We start from the raw sequence: 23,960 nt of genomic DNA, 5'->3' as shown, positions 1-23,960 counted from the left end.
TCCAGGAATCAGTGCGGGCAACCCGCCGGATCCCCCTTACTGCCGCGCCCGGAGCGACTCGGCGAGCTGGCGTCGCGAGGAGATGCCCAGCTTGGCGTAGATGTTGGACAGGTGGTACTCCACGGCCTTCTGACTAACATAGAGTTCTGCGGCTGCTTCCCTGTTGGTCCGGCCGTCGGCGATGAGGTATGCCACCGACATCTCGCGTTCCGTCAGGGCCAGGACACGGTTCGGCGACTCCGCCGGAGCCGCCAAGCCCATCGCCGACAGGTCTGCCTCGCAGCGTTCGAGGAACGGCGTCGCGCGGAGCGCGCTGAACCGGGCGTGAGCGGATCGCAGCCATTGAGCGGCCTCCCGCCGGGGGGCGGTTCGGGTGACTGCGAGCAGCCGTCCGTAGGACTGCTCGAGCATGGCTCGATAGAGCGGGACCGAATCGCCGGAGGTGACCCGGGTCTGCGAGGACCCGGGGATCCGCGGGCTCTGCGAAACGACCTGCTCGTAGATCTTCAGAGCGTCGCGCGGTCGGCCCTGGACTTCGGCGAGCCGGCCGGCGAGCCGGGCCGTGACGACCTCGAGGTAGCCGGTGCCGTCGAACCCCCCGCGGAGCTCGTCGAGCGCGCGGATCGCCTCATCCAGCCGACCCGTGCCGGTGAGCGCCTCGACCAGCAGCGACTGCCGCCACAGCCAGAAAGCCTTGTACCGCATGCGGACCGCGGTACCGGATCCGGCGGATTCGTCGAGACCGGTCTCGAGCGCTCGCAGCATCGCCGCGTGGTCGCCGCGCGCCTGGGCGACCGTGGCGCCGGCCAGCTCGAAGTAGACGGCTTCGGCGGGCGAGCCGAGCATCCGCACGAGGTGGGCCAGCGTGTCGAGGTGACGCTGGGATACGTCCCACTGGCCACTCCCGGAGTGGACGCACACCGCCGCGAACTCGGCGGCGGCGTCGCCCAGCACGTTGCCCTGCACCGCGACGATCGCCAGCGCCTGGTCGGCGGCGGAGCGGCTCGCCGTCCAGTCACCGGAGAGATAGTCGGCCAGAGCCAGCAGCGACAGAGAGAAGGGGGAGAGCCGCGACCCGGCACCCTGCTGGTCACGCCGCGCCACCATGGTGAGGTCGAGCCGGGCGGCATCCAGGTCCCCGAGGAACAATCGCATGACGCCGCGCGTCGCCAGGCTGTCCAGCTGGTGGTTCGTCGCGGTGGCGGCGTCAACGGGCAGATGCGCCAGATCCAGCAACGCCGCACGCGGCCCCCGATCCCACATCCGTCCAGTGGCCAGGACGGCCCGGGTGAAATCGGTCGTGGCCGGGTCGAGATCGCCGACGGCGAGTGTCTGGGTGGCGACCTCGGCGGTCTCGGCCCCGCGCACGTGCCGCATCATCAGAACGGTCAGAAACGTCCCGGCCAGGACCACGAGCCAGCCCGAACCGGGATCGGCGCGCGCCTGCTCCCAGGCCGCGGTGAGTCGCGCCTCGGCTTCGGCCAGGCGGTTGTCGAGCATGTCCAAGCCCCCGAGGACGCAACTGCGCAGAGCTCCCGGCGTACAGTCCTCGACCTCCGCCCGCAGCTTCGCCGCCGCGACCGGCTGCATGGTGATCAGCGACTGAGCGCAGGCGGTCAGCAGCCGCCGCTCACGGTCCTCACGGCTGTCGGACAGCGCCGAGGCCCACACCAGGCGGGTCGCGGCCAAGGCGTTCCGTCCGCCGCCCGCTTCCTCCATCGCCGACTGCTCCAGCTCGGCCGCGAGCGTGGTGTCGGCGCTGGCGGCGGCGGCCACGCGGTGGGCCCACGCGGCGGCCGGGCCCACCAGGGCGACGGCGCCGGCATGCAACACGCGGCGCCGCTCGGGGTCGATGGCGTCGTAGACCGCGTCCCGCTGCAGCGCGTGGACGAGCGCGACAGGACTCTGCGATTCGTTGGGCCACCACACGGCGAGCCCCGCCGCCAGCGCCGGCCCCAGTGCTCGCGCGGGATCGGCGAGGCGGGCGAGCCGCGCGACGGTCGCCAGTGGCAGGCGGGCGTCCAGGACGGACATGGCTTCCAGCAGTGCCATCGACTCCGGGGGCAGCCGGTCCATCTGCTCCCTGATGCCGACGAGCAGAGACCGGGGCACCGGCCAGCGGTCCAGCGCGTCGTCCCGTAGCGTCGCCGCCGGAATCTCCGACAACACCGTTCGCACGTACAACGGATGGCCGTTCGCATAGGCGCGCAGCCGGCTCAACAGCGAAGCCGTCGGCGGCGCACCGGTCAGGCCTTTGACGAGGTCGGCGACCTCAGTATCTTCGAGCCCTGTCATCTTCAAGCGCACGGCGCGCTCCAGAGAGCGGACGAGCCGGTCCAGCTCTGCGGCGTTGTCCTGGTCCGCGCGCGTCACCAGTACGGTCAGCACACGGTCGGCCCACAGCCGGCGTAGGACGAAACCCAGCGTCTGCATCGACAGCGTGTCGGCCCACTGCACGTCGTCCACGATGAGCGCGACCGGTCCCTCGGACTCCTGGAGCGCGCCGAGCAGAAGCAGCAGCTGACCGCCGGCGGCGTGCGGCGGCACGCCGACGGCGATCCCGTCGGCCAGCAGGGGGAACTGCTCCAGCACCGCGTGGTCCACTCGCCGGGTCAGCTGCCCGCACACCCCGCCGGGGAACTCCGTCTCGGACTGGTCCCCGGTCGCCCACAGGATCTTGAAGTCCGGCAGCGTCGCGGCGACCTGCCGCAGCAGCGCGCTCTTACCGATACCCGCCTCGCCCTCGACCACCGCGAGCCAGGAGTCCCCCGCCCGCACGCGATCGGCGCACTCGGCGAGCCGCCGACGCTCGTCGGCGCGACCGACGAAGACAGAGCCCCCGTCCAGGGCATCAGGATTCGATATCAACATGCCGTCGCTCATGCTGGGCGGACTCCGGTTCGCGTCGAGGTGTTGCCGGTCGGACTGTGGTCTATCCCTGATACGACCGACACGCCCCCATGGTGTACCACCAGCGGGCGCTCGAGGTCTGGAACCGCCCCCGCCAGCGTTGAAGGACTTTCCCATGATCCACGTCACCGATCGCAGTCAATCTTTCTGGTTCGTCGGCGGCCAGTCCAGAGTCCCCGGCGAGCCCCTGGTCGTTCTGGCGATCGACAAGGTCGCCGGCGAGGGCTGGGACGCCGACTTGGACACGTTGTTCCTGCTCGCCCGCGTCGGCGACAACCACCAGCTCCACACGCTGCTTGCCGATCGCCTGATAGGTCCGGGACGCCTCGACGGCGAGCACCCCAGCGACACCTGGGTCGCGGTTGCCTCCACCGCACACCCCACACCGCCCGGAAACGACCCCATCCACCGCCGGTTCCGACTCTTCGACGGAACCGGCGCCCCACCGCGAGGGTCCCCTGGGCCAGTGCAGAGCCTCATACGGCGATTCGCTCCGGATACGGGATGGCGGCAGGCCGTCGCGCTCGGTGCGCGGGCGGAACCTGCCGCGCGCGTCGGTCAGGAAGTCTGGATCAGCCGCCGACGCAGCAAGTCCGCCTGCGGCGGCACCTGCTCGCCGAATCGGTCGTGGACCCGAGCGAGCAGCACGTCAGCGGGCGGCGCCGACCTGGGTGAGCCGGGTCTCCGAATGTCCGGGCAGGGAGCACATGCGCACCTGCTGGCCGTAGCGCTCGCTCCATTCGGCTGTCACCAGCACGTCCAGGATCTGCGGCGCGGCCGTCGCCAAGGTTTCAGCAGCTCCCGCGCCGCCCCTGTCACCAGCTCCAGCCGGGTCAGCTCCCGCGCGGCGGACAACACGTGACCTTGACCGCTGAGAATTCCCGACAGAGTCTCTCATTGGGCGAGGGCGGCGGACAGGCTCGTGCGCGTCGAGATGCCGAGCTTGCGGAACACGCTGCTGAGATGCAGTTCCACGGTTTTCGGGGTCACGAACAGCTGCTGGGCTATCTGACGATTGGTCGCATGCTGGGCGGCCAGTTCCGCGATGCGCCGTTCGCTGGGGGTGAGGGCGTGCGGCCCGGTTTGGACCACACGGCGGGGCCTGGCTCCGCTGGCGATTAGTTCAGTGCGCGCGTAGGCCGCGAGTGGCGCGGCACCGCAGTGCGTGGCGAGCTCCAGTGCCTGGCGCAGCGGATGCCGCGCCGCGCCGCCGCTTCCCGACCGGCGCAGCGCAGCGCCGAGGTCCGCCAGGGCGTACGCGTGCTCCAGGCGGGCCGATGAGTCTTCGAGTACTGCCACGGCCTCACTGAGAAGGTCAAGACCTTCGGCGTTGCCGTAGAGCAGTCCCGATGTCCGGAGCGCTCGGCCGAGGGCTCGTGGCCGGCCCCAGCGTCGAGCCAGATCCAGGCCTTCCTCGGCAATCTCGTGGGCGTCGCCGGTTCGATTCAGGGCGTGCAGGGCGAGGGCGGCCTCGCTGCGCCAGGACCCCATCGCCGGGTTGGTGAAACCGAAGGCTGCCCAAGCCCGGCCAGCGGTGGCGGCGGCATCCACGGCACCCTGATTGTCGCCGCGCAGTCGCCGGAGGCGGGCGTGGGCGTCGAGGGCGAAGTAGGCGGGTCCTACCGGGTGGCCGGTCACGGTTACGCCGATGGAGCGCAGGGTCTCCTCGGCTTCGTCCAGGTCCCCCTGTTCCATCAGAACGGCGGCGAGATAGGCATCCCCGAACAGATCGTTCAAATCGAGGCCCGCGAGATGGGCGAGGCGGCGAGCCTCCCGCGCGTCGTGTTCGGCTTCGGCGAGCTGGCCACGCCAGAGCCAGCCCAATGACTGGAAGGTGTAGGCGGGCGCGAGGCTATGGATCGAGCCGGTCTGCCGAGCGTTCGTCACGGCGTTGCCCATGCTGACCATCGCGGCGTCGTCGTCTGCTGCCAGCAGCGCGAGCCAGCCGCACAGGAGCGCGCCTTCGCCGTTGGCTTCCTCGACGACCGATCCGTCGGCCAGCGCGAGTCGGGCCCGATCCGTGGCGGAGGGATCGCCGCCGGCCATGTCGAAACAGGCGATAGCGCAATCAAGGAGACGGCCGCCGATGCTGTCGTGGGCGGGCAGCTCGCGCAGTGCCGGTACACCGCGCAGGATGGACTCGGGAACCGGGGCGATCCAGGTTGCGTCCAGAAGTCCGGCGTACAGCCGGCGTCGGCGGTCCTCCTGGTCCGGCGGCAGGTGTGCCAGAGCGTCGGAGAGCACGGAGATGCCCCGATCGGGCTCGAGAAGCCACAGATAGGCGGTGCCGAGCAGGATGGCCAGGTCGGCGGCCGCACCACGGTCGGTAGTCCGGTCGTACACCTGCTGCAGCAGGTCGGCAGAACCTTGATGGTCCACGAGGAACGCGGCACGGCCGGCCTCTTCGAGCACTGCGAGGCGTGATGTGTCGTCCGGCGGTTCCTGCAGTGCGCGTCGCAGATACGTGTAGGCGCCATCAGGACATCCCCGGCGGACGGCCTCGGCGGCGGCGGACCTGAGAAGCGACACAACCTCCTGCGATGCATTCGCCGGGACGTGCAGCAGGTGGGCGGCGATGCGTTCGACGCCGGCTCCGCTCGCGGCCAGCAGCTTGGCCGCCCGGGCATGCGCGGTGCCCGAGCCGACGACATCCATCGACTCGTACACGGCGGCGCGCACCAGCGGATGGACGAACTCCAGACTCAGGACGCCGCCGACCTTGGTGATGGAGAGGATCTCGAGCCGCTCCAGTTCCGCGGCGCTTTCCAGGGCCTGGGGGCCGTCGAGGAAGGACGCTCCGGCGGCCGTCCCGAGGTCGATCCGATCGCCGAGCACCGCGACCGCCTGAGCCAGCGCCACGCCGGAGGCCGACACTCTGGCCATGCGCAGCGCGACCAGTCGGCCGACGGCCCGCGACCCGAGGTCGAGCACCCGACCGGCAGCGGCCGCGTCGGGAGCGATGCCCTCGGCGATCAGGGTACGTACCAACTCACGCAGGAGCAGCGGATTGCCCGCGGTCGCCCGGTGACAGGTGGAGGCGAACAGCGGATCGACGGGCCCCGTCAACGAACCGCTCAGGAACTGAGCCGTCGCCGACGCGCTGAAAGCCTTCGGGCGCAGGATCACGGTCGCAGGGTCGGCGAGGATCTGGTCCGCCAGCGCGTCCGTTCCGACCCGCACGGATCTTCGGCCCGCGACGACCAGCAGGCGCAGCCCGTCGAACCGGGACGACAGGAAGACCAGAAAACGGAGCGAGGGGGTGTCGCACCACTGGAGGTCGTCGATCAGGAGAGCCAGATCCCTTCTACGGCACAGGTTGGACACCAGCCAGTAGAGGCCGTGCAGAACCACGAAGTCCCCGGCCGGCGGCTCTTCCGACGCCTCGCGCTCGAACACCGATGCCGTCCGGGCGGCCGCTCCGGCCAGGAGCACCTCCCGTTCGCGGGCGTCGGCCGAGGCCAGCGCGGTCTCGAACAGCTGACGGACCACGCCGAACGCGAAGGCCTGCTCCAGCTCCGAGCACCGCGCTGTCAGCACCCTCATTCCGGCCAGGTCGGCCGCCGTCGCGGACTCCTGGAGGATCCGGGACTTGCCGACTCCGGCGGGGCCTTCGACGACCAGCACAGACCCCTCGCCGCGGCCGGCCGCGGCCACCGATCCCGCGATCGCTTCGAGTTCGGCGTCCCGCTCCAACAGTCCTCGATGATCGATCATAACGCTGAGTCTGTCTTGGATGCTCACGGCCGACAAGCGAGCGCCGGCCGGCACCGGACGGTGCCGCCCGGCGACCACCTCATGGAACCTGCGGCACCGTGCCGGGCACCACCTTCACGAAGCGGCTCGCGGGCACCGGACCGCGAATCACGAACTCGTGGCCTGCGATCTCGGAGACCCGCAGCCCCTGTGTCTCGAATCCGATGGCCCACTCGGTGTACTTCTCTTTGCCCGCGTCGCCCGGCCACAGGATCAGGGCCAGCAGGCTCGGGTCGGTAATGGATCCGGGTTCGATGTTGGTCGCGTAGACCCCGGGTCCGGAACCGCCGTTCCCCGGGGTGATCACCCCCGAGGCGACGATGGCGTCCTTTCCCTCCTGGGACGTGTAGTGATAGAGCACCTGCGACTCACACGCGTCCTGCTGCGGTTCCAACGGAAGCATCATCGACGCGGTACTGAGAGCCGCGGGCGCGAGTTCCGGCTGCAACACTGACAGCAGTATCAGTGCCCCGACAGCTACCAGTTTGTAAGCCTGCTCGCTCTTCTGCTCCTGACATTTCTCGGGGTCGTAGGACGGTGAGACAGGCGGCCCCGCGGAGGTGAATCCCGCGGCCTCCGCCGGAGCGACCGTCGACTCGACCGGCTCCTGGCCGCCGACGTCGTCGGAGATGGTCGACGGGCTCGTGTTGTCGGACGTGTCGGACAGACCGGCGTCGCCGGGTGTGTTGTGCAGGCCGGTGGCGTCGGAGTACTGCCCTTGCGCGCCTCCCTGGAAAGTGCGCGGTGCGTTGTCGGCGGACGAGCGGGCCTCGTCCCCTGCGACGCGATAGTTGTAGTCGAACGTCGCGTTCTGCCAATCGCTCTCGTGCCAGGGCATGTAGTCGCCCATGGCGTCGCCGCCGAAGCCGTCCGTGGACCAGTCGCCGCGCAGCCCCGTGGGATCCGCGTAATTCAGCGGACTGCTGTGGACGTAGGCGTACGCGCTGGATCCTGGGGCCTGGAGCGGGTCTACGGAGAGGAAGGCGTGTTGCCGGGCGTCGTAGACGCGTCCCTTCATATTGACCAAGGCGGCCGGAAAGTCCGTCTCCTGGCCCGTGAACTGGTGGGTGACGTCTCCTGTCGCGCCGGACACCGGTGCGCCGGTGGCCGTGACGGGACTACCGAACGGGTCGGTGAACAGGGTCGCGGTGACGGATCCGGTCGAGCCGGCGACCGCGGTCGTGGAGCCGATCTGGTCGGTCAGGGTGTATTCGACGGTGACGCCCGCGCCGTTGGAGACCGCCTGCCCGATCGGCCCGTCGGAACCGGTGAGGTAGAAGACGTCGACGTAGCCCGTTCCCGCGCCCGTCGTCACGGTCCGGTGCTCGTAGGCGCCGGGCACGTAGACCGTCTTGACGGTCGTGGAGCCGCCTCCGAAGGGGTTGGCCGTGACGGCGGTCTCCTCGGCCTTGTTGCCGAACGCGTCGTAGGCGTAGGTGGTCGTGGTGAGCCGGTCGACCACCTTCTTGGGCAGATCGAACGCCGTGTAGGTGACGCCGGTCCGACCGTCGCCGGAGGTTTGGCGCCCGCCGGGATCGTAGGCGTCGGTCTGGGCCGGCTGCCCAGCCGTCGTGATCGAGGTGAGGGTGTTGGGCTGGTCGCCGTTGGCCTGGCCGTAGCCCAGGGTCGAGACGGTGACGCCGCCCACCGTGACGGACGTCAGGTCGCCGACGGAGTCGTAGCCGTATCCGGTGGTCGACTGCGGGTTGTTTCCGGCGGTCAAGGCCCAGGTCCTCAGCTCGCCCAGCGGATCGTAGGTGTAGCTCTCGGCACGGCTGTGGACCGCATCGGTTCGGCTGGATATCAGCCCATTGTCGTAGTAGCCGTAGGTGAGGTTCTGCAGAACGGTGTTGTTGGGGCCGGTCACGGTGGTGTTGTGCAGGCGGCCGGTCGGGCTGTCATAGGTGTCGTGCACTGTCATCGCTCCGACGCCGCTGCCGTAGACCGCGGTGTCCAGGGCCTGGTCGGGCTGACGCGCGATGACCGTCCACAGCGCCGCGGGGCTCTTACCTCCGGTGATGTCGGACAGCGACACCAGGGCCCCGAAGCCGTTGTACGCGTTCTGGACGGTGTAGCGGTCGCCTGCGGCGTCGACCGTCCCGGGGTAGGCCAGCGTGGCCGGACGTCCGGAGGCGTCGTAGGTGAGGTCGGTGGAATAGGTCGGGTTCGCCGCGCTGGAGGTGTCGGTGTAGGACGTGCCGGTGGCCCGGCCCGCGGTGTCGTACCGGTAGGCGGTGGCGATCTTGTCGGGCGAAAGGGTCGCCGCGAGCCGGCCGATGCCGTTCGCCGCGGTGTCGTACGTGAACGTCGAGACCCCGTCGTCGGCGCTTCCGGTGACGGTGCGGACCGTGTTGCGGCCCTCGTCGTCGTAGCCGAAGACGGTCGACACCCCGGTGGCGGCATGGGTCTCGACTCGTACCGCGCCGGTGCCGAAGTAGGAGCGGGTCGTGAGGCCCTTGTTCGGATCGGCGTCCTGGATCTGCCGGCCGGCGGCGTCGTAGGCGTAGGTCGTCACGTCGCCGGCGTCATCTGTGGTCTGATATGTCAGGCCGAACGGCGCGTAGGTGTAGGTCGTGGTGTCGGTGCGGACGGGGTTGACCGAGGTGTCCCTGACCGACCGGGTGACCAGCTGCCCGTCGGTGTCGACGGTCGAGTCCGTCTCCGCGCCGGTGGGATCGAGGTACTTGCTGGAGAAGAAGGTGTAGCTGCCAGTGCTCGTCGCGCCTCCGGGAAAGGTGGTGGACAACAGCCTGTTGAGACTGTCGTAGGCGTACGCCGTCGTGCCTCCGGGAGCCGGGGCGGTGCGGGACACCACTCGACCCAGGACGTCGTAGCTGGTAGTGGCAGTGTTCAGCGCGCCGTTGAAGCCGCCCACCGCGGTGCTGATGGTGCGGCCCAGAGCGTCGCTGGACGTCTGCGCGATCCGCGGCATCTGTCCCGGCGGGGCCGTACTCGATGTGACCACTGTGCCGTTGACGCCTCCGGCGGCGTCGCTCCGGTTGGTATAGGAGAGGCCGATGGCCGCGTCGCCGTCGTGCGTGGTGGTCACCGGCCGGCCCAGATCGTCGTAGACGACCGAGCCGCGGACGCCGTTGGCGTCCTCGCTGGCGACGATCGCACCGGTCGACGGCCACGCCGCCGTCCAGGTCGACGGGTCCAGCGCCGGTGTGCTGTGATCGCTCCAGGTCTGATACGGGAAGATGTCCTCGGCGGGCTGGCCGGGGAACGCCGGGCCGTCGTCGATGTGGGTGACCTGGTCGGGAAGACCGGGCGCGCTGACGGTCACCTGATCGACGACTCCGAGTGCGTCCCTGCCGTAGGTGGTGGTCTTCTGCACGTCCGGGCTGTAGAGGTTCGGGTTGCCCGGCGGGTTCTCGAACAGCCAGGTGGTGTCGAGGCGGCCCGCGGCGTCGTAGTGGTTGTCCACGACCCGGGTCACCGGGGGCAGAGCGGCTCCGGGCAGTGCGGGTGCGGTCGCGGTGGTGGACTGCTCGGTCGCCAGGCCGGTCAGCCAGTCGCCGATCCGCTGGGCGGACAGGTCGTACTGCGTGGTCGTGGACTCCTCGGATCCGCCGACGACGGCGGTGTCGGACGCGACGAGGTTGCCGAAGTCGTCGTACGAGGTGGTGCGGTCGGTGCGTCGGGCACCGACCACGGGTGTGACGATGCCGCCGATGTGCGTCGTGGCGGTGGTGCCGACCAGCGAGCCCCAGGTAATGGTGACCTGCTGCTCCCACTCCTTGGTGGAGGAGACGAAGGGGAAGATCCCGTATGTCTCGTCGGTGCCGCCCGCGTTCAGGTGGCGGACTTGGTCGGTATAGGAGGTCTGCGTGACGCGTGCCGCCGCCGTCGACACTCGGTCCGTCGCCTGGTTCGCGGTCAGGATCGGCACCGCGGTGGTCACGCTGTCGGCCCGTTCGACTCCGGGATAGAAGTCGCCGTCGACCACGGTGCGGTGCGGGAAGGTGGACACCGTCTCCATCGGCCGCTGCGGGTCGAAGACGCGCATGGTGCCGAAGCTCAGGTAGCCGCCGCCGGCCAGGGCGGCGACCGGGTCCTCGAAGGAGTATTGGAGCGTGTAGGGCTTGGGGGCGCCAACCGGGTCGACGAGGTGGTCGCGCGAGTCGACCTGCCGCACCACCACCATGCCCGCGCGGTCGCAGGTCAGCGGCCAGGCGCAGCTGTGGGCGCCCAACGCCTCGGTGTGGTCGGTCCACGCCGTCGAGTACGTGACGGCTTGTGCCGGCCAGTTCGTACCCTGATCCGTGACCGCGGTCAGGCGGTCGGTGTAGGCGGCGGTCTGGGTGAGCAGGATCTCGTGGCCGCCGGAGACGCGGACGACTCCGGGGCGGCCGGTGCCGTCGAAGTTGCCGACCTGGGAGGTGGCACGTCCGGTGGAGAGGTCTTTCGGGTCGTAGGTTCCGCCGTCGGTGGCGATGTCCCCGGAGGTGAAGGTGCCGTCGCCGCGGGACATCAGCACCGTGGTCGCGGAGTCCGTGAAGGCGACCAGGTCGTCGCGCCCGTCGCCGGCCAGGTCGACCGCCCGCACGTCGACGTACTGGTCGTGCGGGACGTCCGGCGCGTGCGGATCCAGTGCCAGGCCGTCGCCGGTGTTCCACAGCAGCGCCGGCGGATAGCTCCACTGGCCGGTCGCGTCCCTGGTGACCGGCAGCAGCAGGTAGTCGGCCAGGCCGTCGCCGTTGAAGTCCCCTGAGATGATCCGGTACTTGTTGGGGTTGTACTGGGCGCCGCAGGCGCCGCAGGGTTCGGTCCCGGCGCTCATCGGCATCACGTGGTGCCAGGTGACGCCGTTGGCGTCGGTGTGCGAGCCGACCGTCAGGCCGGGCTGGCCATTGGCGTCCATGGTGAGCACGTAGTCGTCCTGACCGTTGCCCGTGCACATTTGGCCGATCAGCGAGGCCTTGCCCTCGCCGGTGGGGTCGGCGACCCGAGGTGTGGCGCACGGGGCGAAGGTCGAGTTGAGGGCTGTGCCGTACTTCCCGCCGGTGTTGGGACGCACTGTCAGGGTGTTGCCCGGGCCGTCGTTGGTGATGTAGTCCATGCGGCCGTCGCCGAACATGTCCGCCATCGTCGTCATCGCCGTGCCGGCGATGGTGATCTGCGGGTCGGTGAAGTTCCCGGCGGCGGCATCCCAGGTCATGATCTTGTCGTTGGAGCCGTCGTAGCGCACCGAGTAGGCTGCGGTGCCGTCGCCCTTCAGGTCCATCGGCCGGCTGTCGAGCAGATCGGCCTTCGCCGGCCAAGGCCCCGGGTCGGTCAGCGTCGTGCTCTTCGCCAGCGGGGACACCGCCCCGGTGGCCGGGTTCCGGGTGGCCAGCTGGGCCACGATCGGACCGGACGCGTCGTCGTCGCCGCCTCGGGTGAACACCGCGTCGTCGGCGCCGTCCCCGTTGAGGTCGGCCACCTGGAGCGCGGGGGGCCGGGTCTTGCCGAACTGCAGCGATACCGGACCGAGATCGGTGGAGTTGAACGCCGGCACGGTGCCGGCCTGCGACGCGTCCCAGCTGAACTTCTTGGCCCGCAGGCAGCCGCCGGGCGCCGGGGCGCACTTGGCTACTGATATCAGAAGGCTGCGAAAGTCGACGCTCGTGTCGTACTGGAGGCTGTACGACCATACCAACGCGGTGGCGGCGGGGTTCGGTGCGTACATGCTGATCGTCTTCAGCCGCTGCGAGAGCGGGTGCTGCACACCGCCCTGGTAGTAGGTCACGGTCGTGGGCTGGCCCTGGTACGTGAACTGCACGTAGCGCGCCGCGGCCGTGCTCGGCCCGTTGGACGTATACGAGATCTTCGAAGGCTGATACTCGCCGCCCGCCGTGTTGTACTCGTACTTGATCTGGTTTCCGGAGCGGTCCGTCTCGGTGTCCAACAGCCAGACCGGCCGGGTGGAGGTGGCTGTGATGTCCCCCTCGGCCGGCGCCCCAGGGCCGAGAGACACTCCGGTGCCCCAGCGGTGCGCGTCGACCGGCAGGTAGGTGTCGATGTGCCCGCTCTTGGTCTTGACGGTGAAGGAGTCCGGGCCCAGCGCGACGTTGGCCTGAGTGACCTGGGAGAGGACCTGATCGAATCCGTCGGTGCGGGCGCGGTACTCGGCGAACAGCTGAGGCGGCCCTCCCGGTATCGCGCCGAGCTGCACCAACCGCTGCCCGTCGAGGCAGAATGCGTCGGAGGTGTCGAAATGCACCCCCGCGCTCACCCCATCGACCGCCAGTGTCTTGGGACACCGGGTGATCTCCGACATCGCCCCCGACAGGCGCCAGCCCATCCCGACCATGCCGTCGCCGCCGACGCTGGAATAGTCAAGCGACAAGGTCGGCTGCATGCCCGCGCGGCCCGGCGGGACGTCCAACGGGATCTGATAGGCGAACGCCCCGGACGGCGTAACCGTCGACGTGCCCGCCATATAGCCGGTCGCCCCGAAGCTGGCGACCACCGGCACCCCCGGAATCGCCAAGGCCTTGGGCAGCGCTGGCTGACCGGACGCGGCAGCCACCTGAGCGGCGGACACCCCCAACGCCGACACCGTCGATGCCACCAAGGCCACGGCCAGCAGCCGCGACAGCAACCGCCTCCCCGGCGGGAGACAACTGACTAAACGCATGGAAATCACCTTCAGGGACGAGACCGGAGCACTCCGATGACAACCCAACATCCCTGCCCGCACCGCCTCGCGTCGTCAGGGCACCCCCCTAGACGAACCCCCAAACATTGAGCCCTCTTCGTCTGCGCCCTCGCGAGTAACGCTCCGCAGCACCTCGGCCTGCGGCACCTCGCGCGGCCAGATCGGCGCAAACGGCGAAGCAGATTTGTGTCGCACCTTCGGGGGAACCTATGCCTACTACCTGACGGGCGATCAGGCAGTCGGCCCACCCAGGGGATGTTCGCCAGCGCCGCATCAGACCGCTGGCGACGAACTGCCGAGGGGATGTGATACAAGGCACGACCAGCGCCTGGGGATGGGTGAGAAGAGGGCCCCGGTGCCAAAAAGCGGCGCCCTGGCCCACCGGCGCCAGCTGGTGGCCGGGCTGGGCGGCCGGGTGGTGGAGATCGGGGCCGGGCACGGGCCGAACTTCGCCCTCCACCCGCGGGAGGTGGCCGAGGTGCTGGCCGTCGAGCCGGAGGCGACGATGCGGGCGGCCGCGGCGCCGGCCGCGCCGGTCCCGGTCCGGGTGGTGGCCGGGCACGCGGGGTCGATCCCGGTGCCGGACGGCGGCGCGGACGCGATGGTCAGCTCGCTGGTCCTGTGCTCGGTGCTGCCGGACCAGGGCGAGGCCCTGGCGGAGATCGTCCGGGTCCTGCGGCCCGGCGGCGAGCTGCGGTTCTACGAGCACGTCCGGTCGACCGGGGCGGTCGGCGGCCGGCTCCAGGACGCCCTCACCCCGCTCTGGCGCCGCGTCACCGGGAACTGCCACCCCAATCGCGCCACCTTGCAGCCTTCCGCGCCGCCGGTCTGACCCTCACCGACCTCGACGACTTCCCGTTCGGGGGGTGACCGCTGCGATCGCGGTACGTGCTGGGGGCGGTGACGAAGAAGTGAGCGGGGTCGCAAAGGTGCCCCGCGACGCCCCGGTGGAGTCGACGAGCTGACAGCTGTAGTCACCGGAACCGCCGTCCGGCGCGGATCATCGTCCAGCGAACCGTATTCGGCGGCAGCGTCGGGTCCGGTGTGATCGTGTAACTCGCATACAGTGGCGCTTCGGACATGGCCGTTCTCCACTACTCATGGAGTGGACACGGCGCCGCGGTTCACGACGCCGTCAGGGCGGAGACGGCGTGCGACACCGAACACGGCTCAACCCCCCCGGTCGAGAAACGATCAGGACGGGTCCGGCGGCGTCGTCGCCGCGTCTGAGGACCCTGACATGTGATGCGCGCCCCCCGCGCCCGCCGACCGCCGCCCGTAGCGTCGGCGCTCACATCCGAAGCTTACGGTTCGGTGCCTGCCGTCCCCCTCGCGCCGTATACACCGTTCAACTTACAGTCCCACACTAGGACGGGCGTCCGGCCCGGCTGTGGCCGCGCTGGTCGCCCTGCCCCGGCCCCTTCACCGCGGCCGTACTAGGGTCGGACCACCGCCGTCCACGGAACCGTGCGGCTCCCCCCGGCGACCGGCCACCCGGCGTTCGACGACGTCCGCCGGCCGTGGAAGCCACGCGACCGCCCGGAACGTGCTTGTCGTCGTCGAGTGTCACGACCTGTTCTTCGCCATGTCCAAAGGCAGGTACTACGCCGTCGTCACCGCCACGACCGTGACGCCGCCTCATCGGAGCTTCGCAGGATCGCCGCGTGTCGTCACCGTCACTCATCGTGACAAGTTCGACCGGAGTTGCAGTCGCGGTTACTCGCTCGATACACGCACCGCCGCGCGTTCATCGACCAGAGGACGCAGATCAAACCGGTGTCATCGCGGGCAGCGGAAGCTCCACGGACAGCCGGAACCGTTCCTCCACATGGGAGACGTCGAACTCTCCTCCGGCTTCCAGCACCCGCAAGGAGATGTTCTTCAGGCCGCGGCCCGGGTTTTCGGAGCCGTCTCCCACCCCATCGTTCTCGACGCTGAAGAACGCCCGCTTCCCTTGCGTGGAAACAGTGATGCGGACCTTCTCGGCCTGTGAGTGCCGCAGGATGTTGGTCACGGACTCGCGCAGGATCACCGCGAGCACCGAGCCGGCCTCACGCGGGACCGGATCGACGTGGACGTCCACGGAAGCGCCAGCCTCTACCAGCACCTTCTCTGCGCTCAGAAGCTCCTGGCCGAGATCCGCCTCCACCCCTCCGTCGAGGCATGCCCCGGCCGCCGCAGCGGCGTCGCGTACGTGGGTCCTCACCTCTTCCAGATGACGTCCGGCCCGCTCCGGGTCGGCGGTCAGCAGCCGACTGGCCAGCTCGGCCTTCAACACGATGGCGGTGATGCCGAAGCCCAGCAGGTCGTGCACATCGCGGGCGACCCGCGAGCGCTCGTGCAGCGCGGCCAAGGTGACGACGCGGCGCCGCGTGCTCAGCAGCATGCCCTCGAACTGGACCAGCCGCACCATGCCGTTGGTGTTCACGGCGATGGCCGTGGCCGCCGCGAGCACGTAGACCTTGTCGGCGACGGTGGCGCCGGGCGGCGGTGCGAAGATCATGGAGCACGCCACCGTCGAGACGATGAGCGTGAGCAGGAACCACCAGGAGGCCAGGATCTGGGTCCGCACGACCAGTGCGCCTGCGGTCACCGCGGCGAATACCAGCCAGGCCGACAGCGGCGGGTCGATGAGCAGCATGACCGCGACCATGGCGGCGGGGACGAGCAGGAGACCGCCGGTGATCACCGCTAGGAGCAGCTTCGCCAAGCGGGGCCCCGGCATGTCCTGGCCCCGATGGCGGCGCAACGCGGCGACCGCAGCGAGGATGATGGCCGAAAACCCGACGACGGTCAGCGCGGTCGTGTCCCCGTCGACGGCGTCGGCGACAGCCTGCGCGCAGTAGTTCACGAGCAACAGACCCAGCACCGCCACCGCCATCAACTGCGTGGAATCGTCCCCGGTCCGGACCGTCGGCTCCTTCGCCAACGGTCCGTCCGCTGCCGAGCGCACCGACTTCTGGATCTGACGAGCGACGCGAACGGCACCGGCGGCGTCCTCCCGAGCCGCCGCCGGGCTGACGGGGAGATGGCGGAGCGCACTGTCGACGTAGCTTTCGACCACCAGCAGCCGGCGGCCGAAGGCCAGGCGCAGCGACCGCTCCGCCCTCGAGCGCTCCTCGGCCACGGCCAGCCGCGCCAGCTCCCGGCGCTCGGCGTGCAGGGCCTGGATCACCTGCGTCAGGGTGGCCAGGCACCAGAACTGGCCGGCGTTGTCGATCGTCGCCGTAAGGGGGTAGAGGTACATCGCGGTTGTCGACAGGTGCAGCACGGTCACCGTCAGCACCAGGTCCAGGACCGCGATCCCGGCCGTCAGCACCAGTCCAGCCACCGGCCCGGCGACCAGCATCAAGGCCCCGCCCAGCAGCCCGGCGTTCCCCGGCATCCAGTCCTGCCCGAAGAACACGAAGGGCGCGTAAGTCAGGACGACTTGGACCGCCACCACGAGCCATCCGGCCCGCGTCCCGCGCAGGCGCCCTCCCCACACGATGAACAAGCTCTGCACCGCGAAGGAGGCCCAGACCAGTGCCATCGGCCCGAGACCCCAGGCCGCCCCGCCGCTCCCGAGCATCCCCATCCGTACGACGACGAGGACCGCCAGCCATCCGGCGACGATCAGTCGTACGGCTCCAAGCCCAGGGGCGTCATCGGTATTCGTCATGACCTCTCCCCACCGCGCTTTCACCTGAGCGGGTAGAGGTTCTCACATCCACGCAGGTGTACCAACCACAGTGTGGTCACGATTGCTGAAGTAGCTCAGTGGTTACCATTCCGGCCTTGGCCGGCACAGTCTTTCGTCCAGTCCGCTGCGTAGGTTCCCGCAGACTCAGAACGGCAGCTTCACCCCTTTCCGCCGGCGATCAGCAGGCCGGCGCCCTCACGGATCGCCGCGGCCGGGCTGACGTTGCTGGTCGCAACGGATAGCACGTTCTGAGAAGCAGCGTGTGAGCCCGGCGTGGCGCTGCCCGCGCGTCGTGAAACGAGCAATCTCCAAACACCGCGCCAAGGGACCGATCGACCGAGCCAACTACCAAGCAGGCATCGACATCGCCATCCTCACCGCCGAACGCTTGACGAACACCCACCAGCCGTGACTACGACCGTCTCCGAGTGATGCGCCAGGCGGGGACCACCGCTGCTGTTACCGCCACTGCGGTGCACAGTGCGACCGCCTGGGCGATCTGTCCGTACGGAACCACGACTGCGGGCCTGCCCACCAGCCGTCGTAGCGCGGTCGCCTGTGTCGCCGCGGCAGCGGTGCCGGCCATAGCGGCGAGCAGGGTGCCCGGGCAGGCGCGGGCGGCCAGACCGAAGTCGGCGAGCACCCCATCGACCTCGGAAGGCTCCGGCCGGCGCTTCGCCAGCCGCAGCGGAAACTCGACGTTCTGCCGCGCGGTCAGCGTGGGCAGCAAGTTGAAGGACTGGAAGACGAAACCGACCCGCTCCCGCCGCAGCTTGGTCAGCGCCGTCTCCGACAGGCCGGCCGGATCCGCCCCGGCCAGCCGCACCCGGCCCTTGTCGACCCGGTCGAGCCCGGCCGCACACTGCAGCAGGGTCGACTTGCCGGAGCCGGACGGCCCCATGATCGCCGTGAAGGATCCTTCCGGGAACGCCAAGCTCACCCCGTCCAATGCCGCGACCCGGCTCTCACCGGCCCCGTACACCCGGCGCACCCCGATCAGCGCGACGACCGCGCCGTCCTGCTCCATACCGAACACCCCCCGAACTGAATGATCAATGGCCGGGGTCAGTAATATCAGCGACCACCCCTGATCAACCACTTGGCTCAGAAGGCCGGTTTGACCGGCCGTCCGGCCGTCGTCAGCTGAGAGCTGATCCGCTGGTCGCCGACGCAGAGCGGCTGCTGGGAACGAGAAGAACAGGGCTCCGTGAAGTGATCTCTGCACCACGCTTCGCCCCGGTGTCCGGGCCTCGGCTGTCAGCCCGTCGGTGCCGTCGCCGTCATGGAACCGCAGCTCAGAGGCCGAAATCAGGCTGGAGTACGACGACGCCAGTGGCGCGAAAGGTCCGCATCCTGGCATCTGGCGCCCCACCTGTGCGTGCCGCGGCGGCCATAGCGTTGCCAGTCACAACCGATAGCACGTTCTGAAAGGCGGCCCGCATGCTCGGCCACCATGACCATGATCGCGATGGGTCGCGCCTGCCGCACGGCCGCGAGGACACCGGCATCTTCTGGCGGGACTTCTTCGACGCCGTGCCGGATGCCGAGGTAGTCGTCGAAGGACTGGCCGTCGACGGTGACGACGTCCTCGGGCAGGTGGCGGTACGCGGCACGCACACCGGCGACACCCTGGGCTTCCCAGGCACCGGACGGCCGGTGCTGCTGCACGAAGCCGACATCTGGCAGGTCAGCGACAGCATCCTCGCCGGGCACTGGCACGAGCTGCGCGAAACCACGCTCTTCCGCCAGCTCTGGCAGCGCTGAACCCTCGGGCCGTCTTCGCTATCTGGCGGGATCCTACCTGGGTCGGTGTGCGGTGAGGTGGTAGTTGCCGTGGGTGTCGGGTCCGGTGGTGAGGGTTCCGCCGAGGGTGTGGATGCGCCAGGCGAGGTTGGTCAGTCCGGATCCGGTGGTGGCGGGATGGGGTGCGGGGTGTGCCGTCGTTGGTGAGGGTCAGGGTGATGCCGGCAGGTTGTGCGTCCGGTCCTGTGTCCGGTTCTGTGTCCGGTCCTGTGTCCGGTTTTGTTTCCGTGTCTGTCGGTTCTGTGGTGATGGTGATGGTGCAGGTGGGGGCGCGGCTGTGGCGCAGGATGTTGGCGACGCCTTCGCGCAGTACGGTGGCCAGGGCGGTTTCGGTTTTGGCGGGCAGGGCCGGCAGGGGTTGGGCGGTGGTGACGGTGGTGCGGATGCGGGCGGCTTGCAGGACTCTGCGGGCGGCGTCGCATTCCTCGGTCAGGGACAGCTGGCGGTAGTCGCTGGCCAGGGTGCGCACGTCGGTGAGGGCTTGGCGGGAGGTGGCCAGGACTCCTCGGCCTCGGCGCTGGCGCGTTCGGGCTGGGTGGGGATGAGACGGCGCACGAACTCGGTTCTCAGGATGACCGCGGACAGGCTGATCGTGGAGTCGATCGACACATACCAGTCGGTCAGCCCGGCCGCGTCAGCGATGGCCTGGAGCTTGGTGAGGACGGCGGTCCAGGTGCCGTCGCCGGACCAGGTGCGGAACAGACCGTAGGCGTTCTGCCAGGGGCCGTAGCGCTCGGGGATCTCCCGCCAGGGCGCCCCGATCCGGGTGCGCCACCGGATGGCGCGTTGATGAGCTGGCGTTTCGTCCATTTCGGGGGTCGTCCGGGCTTCCGGCCGATCGGCAGCAGCGGTTGCAGCACCCCCACTGGGCATCGGTCAGATCACCGCGGACGACAGCAGATATCGTGTCCCTGCCGGGTTGTGACGATAGGGGTCCCGGCGCGGCGCTACGAAGGTGCACGATTCATCGGCGGCACCGAGGCGAGGCAGGGGACATTGAGCGTGTCGGTGAACACCCGGCTCTCGACCATCGCCTCCCGCAGGAGCCGCATGTCCCATGTCATCGCATCCTGCGATGCCGCCTGGGCAGCTCGGCGGTCAGCTGGAAGCGGTCCGGAGGTAGATGGCCGGCCGTGAGGCGGCCCCGGGTGCGGGTGCGGAGGTTGGCCAGTCCCGAGCCGGTGGCGGAGCCGGTGACGGGAACGTCGGTGGGCAGTGGCGGCGCGCCGTCGTTGAGGACTCGCAGCGTCACGCGGTCGTCGGTGGCGGTGACGGTGACGCGGCACCAGCCGGCGGCGCTGTGTCGCAGGACGTTGACTACGGCTTCTCGGAGCACCGCGGACAGTACGCGATCGGTTTCCCGATCGAGCGCGGTTCCGGGACCGATGACGGTGGCCCTGATGCCGGCCGCGTCCAAAACGACCGCCGAGACGTCGAGTTCTTCGTTCAGGTGCAGATCCAGGGGGCCGTCGGTGAACGTTCGGAGCTCGGACAGAACGCGGCCGGCGAGCTCGGGCAGCCGCTCCAGCTCCGCGGGCAGGCGGCCGGAGCCGGCGTGGAGCAACCGAAGGCACAGCTCGCCTTGCACCACGATCGCCGCGAGGTCGAAGGACAGCAGGTCGTGCAGATCACGTGCCACGCGAGCGCGTTCGCGGGCCTGGGCCCGCCGGCGCAGATCCACCAGGGTTCTGATGCCGACGACGACGGCCGCCGGTGATTTGGACGACGTCGTCGCCCTGGCCGGCGCGGGCTCCCCGATGACCCGGGAGGCCGTGCGGACGGTCAGCGCGGCGTGTCGGGCGATCACGGTCAGCCGGGTCAGCCGGGCCGCGAGCTCCTCGGGCTGCCAGAACCCGACAGTGCGCAGCTCGCGGCACATCGCGCAGATGTTGTGCCCGATCGCCGTGCGCAGTTCGGCGGCAAGGCGCCGCCGCTCCCGGCGCGCTGCCGGCGCTGTGGCCCAGCCGGCCAGCAGGGCCGCTGATCGCGCTGCCATGCCGTGCACGGGACGCCACCTTTCCGGAGCGGCCTGCGCCTTCAGGTGACGCCATCCGCCGCCCCATCGGGAAATGCCAACACGGCGGCCGTCGAGTGCATTCCATGCTGCCCGCCCGACAACAAGGCACTGATTTCCAGCTATGCGCAGTATCCACGAATCCGGGTGTGTCCGCCCTGGGGAGGGGTGGCCGCGGCGTGTGAAGCCGGCTGGGCCGGCCGGGCGCCTGAGCTGGGCGCCGAGGAGCGCGCTGCTGGACATGGCATCCGCCGCGGTCTCAGCGGTTCGCAAAGCGAAGACCGAGGCCAAGGTCTCGATGCGCGCCGACGTGGCCGTCGCCGTCATCGCAGGTCCGGCATCGTTCACGGAGGCTGTCCGAGAGTTCGAGGCTGATCTGAAGGCGGCCGGCCACATCGGTGAGGTCACCTACGCCGTGGACGACGATATCTCGGTCACCGTCCAGCTCTGAAAGCTGAAAGGAGCCGGCGGCGCCCGCCGGCTCCTTTCCACCACCTGTCGGCCTCGACTCTCAGCTCACCGCCGAGCCATCCCGCCGTCCAAGCCCTCAGCCCCTGGGCAAGAACTCCTCCAGCGCCCCAGCCACCAGCGCAGGCTGCTCCAAGCTCTGCATATGCGGCGTACCCGCCAGCACCCGGAACGCCGAGCCCGGTATCCGGTCGGCGATCCCGCGCATGATCTCCGGCGTGCAGGACGTGTCCACCTCCCCGGCCAGCACCAGCGTCGGCGCATCGAAGTCGGCGAGCCGGCCCTGGACATCCAGGCCGATGAAGGCTCGCCAAGCCGAGGCCCAGTCGACCGCCTGCCCGCGCAGGACGCGTTCCCGCGCGTAGCGGACGTTCCAGGCGTTGAGCGCCAGCGCGGGCGCGGTGAACCAGCGGGTCAGCGACGGCACCACCTGCGCCGCCATCCCGTCGACCTCGCCGGAGCGGGCCCGCCCCTCGAACGCCTCGAACGGGTAGTCCGTGGTCGCCAGCAACGCCAGGGAGGCGAATCGTCGAGGGTGGGCCACTGCCGCGGTCTGGGCGATGCCGCCGCCGTAGGACAGACCCACGACATGGGCCTGCTCCAGGCCGAGGGCATCCATGACGCCGATCAGGTCCTCGGCCGTGTCGGCCATCGTGAACGGCGACGGCGACCCCGCGGCCGTACCGTGGCCGCGGATGTCGTAGGCGTAGACGCGACGGCCGGGGCCGAGCAGGTCCATCACCTCCTCCCACATCCGCCAGTCCAGGCCCAGGGCGTGGAGCAGGAGCACCGGCGGCCCGGACTCGCCCCGCTGCGCGACCACCGTGGTGTGGTCGCGCAGCCGTACCCGCTGAAGCGGAGCCGGCCTCGGCAGACCCTGCGCGGTGAGCACCTCGTCGATGACGTCGGCCGCGTTGAGGGCTCGCGGGAAGCCCGCGTAGACGGACAGATGCTCGGCCAGGGCGAGCAGCTCGGAGGCTGCCATCCCGTTGTGCAGGGCGGCGCGGACATGGGAGGCGAGTCGGCGGTCGGCCCCGCCGAGCGTGGCCAGGATCGCCAGCGTCGCCAGTTCGCGGTCGGCCCGGCCGAGCTCGGCGCGCGCCAGGGGGCCGCCGTACGCGTCGGCCAGGAGCGTCTCGTGGAGGTGCGGCGCACGGGTCCGCAGCTCGGCCTGCGACACGTCGGGGTCGGCACCGATCAACGCCCGGTATTCCAGACGGCCTCGGTCCTCGCGGTTCATAGCGGTTCCTTCTTCCCCGGCCGGTGTCAGGCCTGCTTGCCGTAGGCCTCGAGCAGCTGGAAGTTGAGGACGGCGAAGTCCATGCCGAGCGCCCCGTAGACCGCGTGCGCCTTCGGGCTGTCGTTGTCGGCCAGCATCTCCACCACCACCGAGGAGTAGTCGACGGTGATCACGCCGGCCTGCTGCATGCGCAGGACGCCGGTGGCGCGCTTGGTGTCGTTGAAGGTGCCGGAGGCGTCGACGACCCCGTACACGTCGTAGCCGGCCCCGGTGGCCGCGATCGCGGGCAGCGCCAGGCAAACCTCGGTGGAGACACCGGCCGCGATGAGCTTGCGGCGGCCGGTGGCCTCGACCGCCGCGACCACCCGCGGGTCGTCCCAGGCGTTGATCGCGGAGCGCTCGATGACCTCCACACCGTCCGGCAGCACCGCCGCCAGCTCCGGTACGATCGGCCCGAACATCGCCTCGGCGGTGGTGGTGGCCACCACCGGCACCCCGAGTTCGCGCACGGCGCGCACCAGCGCCACCACGTTGTTCTTGAGCTGCGCGACGGTGTAGTCGCGGACGGCGGCGAACAGCCCCACCTGGTGGTCGGCCAGCAGCAGGACGGCGTTGTCGGCGGTGAGTTTCTCAGTGAACTTTGTCATGATCCCGACGCTAGGGCCGCGCCGGGCGGCCACCGGGGGCCGGCACGCGCCACGGAGGGGACCGTTCGCGCCAACGGCGTTATGATCTTCGGGCCGGGGGGGCAGCGGCCCCGGTGGAGTCGGTTCGGGGGAGGGGGTAACGCCACATGGTGAGGATCTTGCTGGCCGAGGACGCCCACGTGGTGCGGGGCGCGCTGGTCGCCCTGCTGGACCTGGAACCGGACTTCACCGTCGTCGCCGACGTGCACGACGGCTACTCCATCGTCCCCGCGGCTCTGGCGCACAAGCCGGACGTCGCGGTCCTGGATGTCGGCCTGCCCGGCCTGGACGGCGTCAGCGCGGCCCGCCGCCTCGGCGAGGCCCTCCCCTCCTGCCGCATCCTGATCCTGACCAGCCTGGGCTCACCGGCCACCCTGCGCCGGGCCATGAACGCCAACGTCCACGGCTTCCTGCTGAAAGACGCCCCGGTCGACGACCTGATCAAGGGGGTGCGCACGGTGGCCGCCGGCTTCCGCTTCATCGACCCGGAGCTGGCCGCCGCCGCCTGGGCCGGCCGCGAAAGCCCGCTGAGCCCCCGCGAGGCCGAGATCCTCGGCCTGGTGGCCGGCGGCGGCACCACCGCCGAGATCGCCGCCGAGTTGTTCCTGAACGTCGGTACCGTCCGCAACTACCTGAACGGCGCGGTCACCAAGACCGGCGGCCGCAGCCGCATCGACGCCATCCGGATCGCGCGGGACAACGGCTGGCTGCCCTGAGCCCTGGGCGGAGGGGCCGAAAGCCCGGCGGGTGAGAAACACATA

Annotated in this window: 15 protein-coding genes and 1 pseudogene; 5 read left to right on the top strand and 11 right to left on the bottom strand. The window is 70.0% G+C overall.

The features are described 5' to 3' along the window. Positions 1 to 36: 36 nt before the first annotated feature. The 5 genes from ABD466_RS32865 to ABD466_RS32845 all read right to left on the bottom strand — a co-directional run bounded on the left by ABD466_RS32865 (position 37) and on the right by ABD466_RS32845 (position 13,285). On the bottom strand, positions 37 to 2,883 hold the full coding sequence (locus ABD466_RS32865; protein WP_344661121.1) for a helix-turn-helix transcriptional regulator: 2,847 nt from the start codon (positions 2,881 to 2,883) through the stop codon (positions 37 to 39). A 49-nt stretch (positions 2,884 to 2,932) separates the two neighbouring features. Continuing rightward, positions 2,933 to 3,250, bottom strand: a complete 318-nt coding sequence (locus ABD466_RS32860; protein ID WP_344661120.1) for a hypothetical protein — start codon at positions 3,248 to 3,250, stop codon at positions 2,933 to 2,935. Positions 3,251 to 3,559: 309 nt separating this feature from the next. Next, positions 3,560 to 3,697, bottom strand: coding sequence for a hypothetical protein (locus ABD466_RS32855; protein WP_344661119.1), 138 nt, complete (start codon positions 3,695 to 3,697; stop codon positions 3,560 to 3,562). 107 nt (positions 3,698 to 3,804) lie between these two features. Beyond that, complete coding sequence (locus tag ABD466_RS32850) at positions 3,805 to 6,651, bottom strand: helix-turn-helix transcriptional regulator (protein ID WP_344661118.1); 2,847 nt, start codon at positions 6,649 to 6,651, stop codon at positions 3,805 to 3,807. Positions 6,652 to 6,703: 52 nt separating this feature from the next. Further along, on the bottom strand, positions 6,704 to 13,285 hold the full coding sequence (locus tag ABD466_RS32845; protein ID WP_344661117.1) for an RHS repeat-associated core domain-containing protein: 6,582 nt from the start codon (positions 13,283 to 13,285) through the stop codon (positions 6,704 to 6,706). Positions 13,286 to 13,640: 355 nt separating this feature from the next. Between ABD466_RS32845 and ABD466_RS32840 the strand changes: the two genes are divergently transcribed. Continuing rightward, the gene (locus ABD466_RS32840) at positions 13,641 to 14,138 is read left to right on the top strand and encodes a class I SAM-dependent methyltransferase (protein WP_344661116.1); all 498 of its coding nucleotides are present in this window, start codon (positions 13,641 to 13,643) and stop codon (positions 14,136 to 14,138) included. Positions 14,139 to 15,074: 936 nt separating this feature from the next. On the opposite strand, the gene ABD466_RS32835 is transcribed toward ABD466_RS32840, so the two are convergent. Then, positions 15,075 to 16,967: a sensor histidine kinase gene (locus ABD466_RS32835; RefSeq protein WP_344661115.1), complete on the bottom strand. Its 1,893-nt coding sequence runs from the start codon at positions 16,965 to 16,967 to the stop codon at positions 15,075 to 15,077. 283 nt (positions 16,968 to 17,250) lie between these two features. On the opposite strand from ABD466_RS32835, the gene ABD466_RS32830 reads away from it, so the two are divergent. Then, the gene (locus tag ABD466_RS32830; protein WP_344661114.1) at positions 17,251 to 17,400 is read left to right on the top strand and encodes a hypothetical protein; all 150 of its coding nucleotides are present in this window, start codon (positions 17,251 to 17,253) and stop codon (positions 17,398 to 17,400) included. Here ABD466_RS32830 and ABD466_RS32825 read toward each other — a convergent pair whose 3' ends face one another. Next, positions 17,401 to 18,015, bottom strand: a complete 615-nt coding sequence (locus ABD466_RS32825) for an ABC transporter ATP-binding protein (RefSeq protein ID WP_344661113.1) — start codon at positions 18,013 to 18,015, stop codon at positions 17,401 to 17,403. 413 nt (positions 18,016 to 18,428) lie between these two features. On the opposite strand from ABD466_RS32825, the gene ABD466_RS32820 reads away from it, so the two are divergent. Beyond that, the gene (locus ABD466_RS32820; protein WP_344661112.1) at positions 18,429 to 18,752 is read left to right on the top strand and encodes an ester cyclase; all 324 of its coding nucleotides are present in this window, start codon (positions 18,429 to 18,431) and stop codon (positions 18,750 to 18,752) included. Between the two features lie 624 nt (positions 18,753 to 19,376). Here the strand turns inward: ABD466_RS32820 and ABD466_RS44540 are convergent. Both ABD466_RS44540 and ABD466_RS32810 read right to left on the bottom strand, forming a co-directional pair. Then, positions 19,377 to 19,695, bottom strand: a pseudogene (locus tag ABD466_RS44540) (transposase); the annotation flags it as partial. Positions 19,696 to 19,851: 156 nt separating this feature from the next. Further along, positions 19,852 to 20,787, bottom strand: coding sequence for a sensor histidine kinase (locus tag ABD466_RS32810; protein ID WP_344661110.1), 936 nt, complete (start codon positions 20,785 to 20,787; stop codon positions 19,852 to 19,854). Between the two features lie 259 nt (positions 20,788 to 21,046). Here ABD466_RS32810 and ABD466_RS32805 point away from each other — a divergent pair, with 259 nt between their 5' ends. Next, complete coding sequence (locus tag ABD466_RS32805) at positions 21,047 to 21,256, top strand: hypothetical protein (RefSeq protein WP_344661109.1); 210 nt, start codon at positions 21,047 to 21,049, stop codon at positions 21,254 to 21,256. Between the two features lie 96 nt (positions 21,257 to 21,352). On the opposite strand, the gene ABD466_RS32800 is transcribed toward ABD466_RS32805, so the two are convergent. Then, entirely contained in the window at positions 21,353 to 22,513 is a 1,161-nt protein-coding gene (locus ABD466_RS32800; protein ID WP_344661108.1) for an alpha/beta hydrolase, read from the bottom strand. A 26-nt stretch (positions 22,514 to 22,539) separates the two neighbouring features. Beyond that, complete coding sequence (locus ABD466_RS32795) at positions 22,540 to 23,160, bottom strand: isochorismatase family protein (RefSeq protein WP_344661107.1); 621 nt, start codon at positions 23,158 to 23,160, stop codon at positions 22,540 to 22,542. A gap of 146 nt (positions 23,161 to 23,306) precedes the next feature. On the opposite strand from ABD466_RS32795, the gene ABD466_RS32790 reads away from it, so the two are divergent. Beyond that, positions 23,307 to 23,915: a response regulator transcription factor gene (locus ABD466_RS32790; protein WP_344661106.1), complete on the top strand. Its 609-nt coding sequence runs from the start codon at positions 23,307 to 23,309 to the stop codon at positions 23,913 to 23,915. Positions 23,916 to 23,960: the final 45 nt, after the last annotated feature.

The sequence above is a fragment of the Catenulispora subtropica genome, assembly GCF_039531675.1.
Taxonomy (GTDB): Bacteria; Actinomycetota; Actinomycetes; order Streptomycetales; family Catenulisporaceae; genus Catenulispora; species Catenulispora subtropica.
Note: the sequence above shows the minus strand (reverse complement) of the source record. Positions and strands in the feature narration are given on the sequence as shown.